The organism is Streptomyces palmae, from assembly GCF_004684805.1.
Taxonomy (GTDB): Bacteria; Actinomycetota; Actinomycetes; order Streptomycetales; family Streptomycetaceae; genus Streptomyces; species Streptomyces palmae.
In genome coordinates this window covers 1-4843 of the sequence record NZ_SRID01000459.1, presented here as the reverse complement: position 1 = coordinate 4843, position 4843 = coordinate 1, and the positions used below count along the sequence as shown (strand labels likewise).

Below are 4843 nucleotides of genomic sequence, written 5' to 3'. Positions count from 1 at the left end.
GGGTGGGGGCGGCGCGCAGCGGGCGGTGGCCGTCGCGCATCCGGGTCACCTGGTCGGCGAGGAGCTGGGCGGCCCGGTCCAGGGCCGGATCGGGGGTGAGGGCGCGCAGCTCGTCGGTCACGGTCAGCAGTGCGGTCAGATGGCCGGCGAGCCGGATCCGCAGCTCCTCCCGGCGGGAGCGGTGCGGGAAGTCGCCTGTGCGCGCGGCCATGCTGTGGACCGACTTGGTGCGGATCGCTTCATACATGGGATGGCCTCCTGGCAAGCTCAGAAGGCCATCCTAACTTAGACCCTGTCTAAAGTTGTCCCATGTAGCGTGAAGGTGGCCGGCTCAGGACTGGCCGTAACCGTCCAGGAAGTTCCCGATCCGGGTCACCGCGTCGGCCAGGTCCTCCTTCGCGGGCAGCGTGACGATCCGGAAGTGGTCCGGGTCCGGCCAGTTGAAGCCGGTGCCGTGCACGATCATGATCTTCTCGGCGCGCAGCAGGTCCAGCACCATCTGCCGGTCGTCCTTGATCTTGTAGACCTTGGGGTCGAGCCGCGGGAAGGCGTACAGCGCGCCCTTCGGCTTGACGCAACTGACGCCCGGGATCCGGGTCAGCAGCTCGTAGGCCGTGTCGCGCTGCTCCCGCAGCCGTCCGCCGGGCAGCACCAGATCGGAGATCGACTGCCGTCCGCCGAGCGCGGTGGCCACCGCGTGCTGGGCCGGCATGTTGGCGCACAGCCGCATGTTGGCCAGGATGGTCAGGCCCTCCAGATAGCTGGCGGCGTGCGCCTTGGGGCCGGCGACGGCCAGCCAGCCGCTGCGGTAGCCGGCCACCCGGTACGCCTTGGAGAGCCCGTTGAAGGTGAGGGTCAGCAGGTCCGGGGCGATGGCGGCGGTCGGGATGTGCACCGCGTCGTCGTAGAGGATCTTGTCGTAGATCTCGTCGGAGCAGACGATCAGGTTGTGTCGGCGGGCGATCTCGGTGATGCCCCGCAGCAGCTCCTCCCCGTACACCGCGCCGGTCGGGTTGTTCGGGTTGATCACCACGATCGCCTTGGTGCGGTCGGTGACCTTGCTCTCGATGTCGGCCAGGTCCGGCATCCAGTCCGCCTGCTCGTCGCAGCGGTAGTGCACCGCGGTGCCGCCGGCCAGCGCGACCGAGGCGGTCCACAGCGGGTAGTCCGGGGCCGGGACCAGCACCTCGTCGCCGTCGTCCAGCAGCGCCTGCATGGACATCTGGATCAGCTCGGAGGCGCCGTTGCCCAGGTAGATGTCCTCGATGTCCAGCTCGATGCCCTGGGTCTGGTAGTGCTGCATCACCGCGCGCCGGGCGGAGAGCAGGCCCTTGGCGTCGCCGTAGCCGTGCGCGTCGCCGAGGGTGCGCAGCATGTCCTCGAGGATCTCGGGCGGGCACTCGAATCCGAACGGCGCCGGGTTGCCCGTGTTGAGCTTCAGGATGCGGTGACCTGCCGCCTCCAGCCGCATCGCCTCCTCAAGCACCGGACCCCGGATCTCGTAGCAGACATTGGCGAGTTTCGTGGACTGGGTCACCTGCATGACGGTCACCATACGCCCGGTCCGGCGCGCCCGGCGTGGTGATTTCCCCCATCCGGGCAGCGGACCAATGGCCTGGTCAGCGGTGCGGAACGCGTCGTACCGCACGCCCCGCCAGAACGTCCGTACGCCGCCCGTCTTTCATCACGAAGCGGCCGTCGACGAACACATGCGGAATACCGGTCGGAAGCGTCCGCGGGGCTTCGAAAGTGGCACCGGCCGCGACCGTCTCCGGATCGAAGAGCACCAGATCGGCGCGGTAGCCCTCGCGCACCCACCCCCGATCGGGCAGCCGCAGCCGCGCCGCGGGACGGGATGTGAGGTGTGCCACGCACTCCTCCAGACCGAGTACGCCCAGCTCGCGCACGTACCGCCCCAGGTACTCCGGGAAGGTGCCGTAGGCCCGCGGATGCGGCTTGAGCCCGTGCAGGATGCCGTCGCTGCCCCCGGTGTGCACCCGGTGGCGCATGATCGCCCGGACGTTCTCCTCGTTGCCCGCGTGCTGCAGGACGGTCGTCCCCAGCCGGTCGGCCAGCAGCAGCCGGCGGGCGGTCCGGAACGGCTCCTCCCCGCGCTCCGCGGCCAGTGCCGCGACCGTACGGCCCACCGCGCCGGCCAGTGCCGGCGAGCCGGTCCCGGAGATCTCGATGGCGGCCCAGTCGATCGGCACCCCGTGGCAGCCGTCCGAGCCGGTCACCTCCAGGGCCTCCCGGATCCGGGCCGCGCCGGACTCGTCGCGCAGCCGGGCCAGCATCGCCTCGGGACCGCCCTCGGCGGCCCAGCCGGGCAGCATCGCGGCCAGGGTGGTGCAGCCCGGCCGGTAGGGATAGCTGTCCAGGGTGATGTCGGCGCCGTCCGCCAGCGCCCGGTCCAGCAGCTCCAGCAGCTGCCCGGCGCGCCCCCGGTTCACCGGGAAGTTCAACGTGGCGTGCGTCAGGTGCAGGGCGCAGCCCGCCTCCCGGGTCAGGTCCACCATCTCCGCGTACGCCTCCAGCGCGCCCGCCCCGTACGAGCGGTGGTGCGGGCAGTAGTAGCCGCCGTACGCGGCCACCACCCGGCACAGCGCGGTCAACTCGGCGCGGTCGGCATAGCTCCCCGGGGTGTAGGTGAGCCCGGAGGACATCCCCACCGCACCCTGTTCCAGGCCCTCGGCGACCAGGGCCCGCATCCGCGCCAGCTCGGCCTCGGTGGCCGGCCGGTCCGCCCAGCCCACCGCCAGCATCCGCACCGTGCCTTGCGGCACCAGATAGGCCGCGTCGACCGCGATGCCCTGCCCGTCGAAGCCCCGGTCCAGCCGGTCGAGGTAGCCGCCGACGTCCCGCCAGTCGAAGTCCACGTCCGCCCCGTCGCCGTTCCAGCCGCTGATCGTGGTGCGGATCTCGGCCAATGTGCGGTCGTCCACCGGGGCGTAGCTCAGCCCGTCCTGGCCGACCACCTCCAGGGTGACGCCCTGCGCCACCTTGGCCGAGTGGTCCGGATCGCGCAGCAGCGCCAGGTCGCTGTGGGCGTGCATGTCGATGAAGCCCGGGCACAGGGCGAGCCCGGTGGCGTCCAGCGAGCGCCGGCCGGACAGCCGCGGGCCCTCGCCCGCCCGCCGTACGGCGGCGATCCGCCCGTCCGCCAGCCCCACGTCGGCCGGGTGGGAGGCGCCCCCACCGCCGTCGAACACCCGTGCGCCGCGGATGACCAGGTCCATGGGCTGCCTCCCGGAGGGATGCGGGCACGGGGTGATCGGACGCGGAAGCAGGGGGGAGCGGTCAGAAGAAGGTGCGGATGTAGTCGGTGACCGTGCCATCGTCGGTGACCAGCGGGATCAGCTGCCACTTGTCGAAGGAGGTGCACGGATGGGAGAGGCCGAGCCCCACCCAGTCGCCCACCTCCAGGCGCGCCCCCGGCTCGGTGTCCAGCCAGGCGTGCTGGTCGGAGAGCTTGGCCACGGTGATCCCGGCCGCCTCCCGCAGCGACCCGTCGCGGGCGTCCCGCACCACCTGGGCCTCCGGCAGGTCGAGGTCGTGGGCGGCGTCCCGCTTGCCCGCGTTGACGAAGGCCTGTTGGGGCGTGGGCCGGGACACCACCTGCGCCCAGAGCCGGAAGGCCGGCCGCAGCACGCCCTCCCGCGGCACCCGGTTGAAGGGGGTGAGCCGGCGGTAGTGCCCGTCGTCGTGCGAGACGTACGCGCCCGAGCGCAGCAGCTTCAGCACCGGCCGGGACAGCGCGGGCAGCTCGGCGAAGACCTCGGCCACCGTGTCGAACCAGGCGCTGCCGCCCGCGCTCACCACGATCTCGTCCAGCTCCTTGAACCGGCCCGCCGCGTCGAACTCCGCCGCCAGCCCGGTCAGCCGGCGCATCCAGGCCCGTACCCGCTCGGTGTCGGCCCGCGGCACCTCGCCCTCGTAGCCGGCCACCCCGACCAGGCGCAGGGTGTCGGTGCCGGCCACCGCGTCCGCCACCGCAGCGCACTCCGCCTCGGTACGCACCCCGGTGCGCGCCCCGTCGCCGGCGCCCAGCTCCACCACCACGTCGAGCGGGCGTCCGGCGCCTGCCTCCCGTAGCGCGGCGTCCATCAGCTCCACCCCGCGCACCGAGTCCACATAGGTGACGCAGGTGAAGTCCGGATCGCCGGCCAGCTCGCCGGCGAGCCAGCGCAGCGCGGCCGGGTCGACCACCTCGTTGGCGAGGAAGATCCGCTGGATGCCGAAGGCCCGGTAGACCCGGGCCTGGTGCGGTACGGCGGCGGTGATGCCCCAGGCCCCGTGGTCGATCTGGTCGGCGAACAGCCGCGGCGCCATCGAGGTCTTGCCGTGCGGGGCGAAGGCGAGGTCATGGCGGAGCGCGTAGGACTCCATGACCTTCAGGTTGTGCTCCAGGGACTCCGCGGAGAGCGCCAGTACGGGCGTGGTGAAGCCACCGGTGAACAGGTTGCGCCGCTGGGCCGCCAGCTCGCCCACCGTCAGGCCCTCGGCGTCCGGCGGCAGCCCCTTGAAGCGGTGGTCGATCCGGGTGCCGGCGAGTCCCGCGAGCGGGTCCTGGGCCGGTTCGTCCCTCCGGTCGGCGGTGTGCTCTGGGGCAGCCATGGAACCTCCCGGGGCGGCTTCCGCGCCGTTGGCTCTCTGCTCTCCGACGCGGTTGACCTGCGGTGTCGCGCGGGTGCGCGGCTGTTGCGGATGTGACCGAGCGCTGTCTAACACTTTGGCGGGCGCCGGGTCAACGGTGCGGGGGCGCCCGGGGGCGCCGGGAGTCGGGTCGTCGGGAGGTGGGTGCCTGGAGGCGGGTGCCTGGAGGTGGGCCTGGGGTGTGCGGGCT

The 4843-nt window shown here is 72.5% G+C and carries 4 protein-coding genes; all 4 read right to left on the bottom strand.

From position 1 onward, the window contains the following. Positions 1-247: SCO4983 family protein (locus E4099_RS29075; protein WP_483414783.1), on the bottom strand; the 247-nt coding region annotated here is incomplete at its 3' end. A gap of 84 nt (positions 248-331) precedes the next feature. Further along, on the bottom strand, positions 332-1543 hold the full coding sequence (locus tag E4099_RS29070) for a pyridoxal phosphate-dependent aminotransferase (protein WP_135342103.1): 1212 nt from the start codon (positions 1541-1543) through the stop codon (positions 332-334). 76 nt (positions 1544-1619) lie between these two features. Further along, positions 1620-3236 carry an N-acyl-D-amino-acid deacylase family protein gene (locus E4099_RS29065; RefSeq protein WP_135342102.1) on the bottom strand — a complete coding sequence of 539 codons (1617 nt, stop codon included), beginning with the start codon at positions 3234-3236 and terminating at the stop codon, positions 1620-1622. 61 nt (positions 3237-3297) lie between these two features. Further along, complete coding sequence (locus E4099_RS29060) at positions 3298-4614, bottom strand: amino acid deaminase (RefSeq protein WP_135342101.1); 1317 nt, start codon at positions 4612-4614, stop codon at positions 3298-3300. Positions 4615-4843 lie beyond the last annotated feature (229 nt).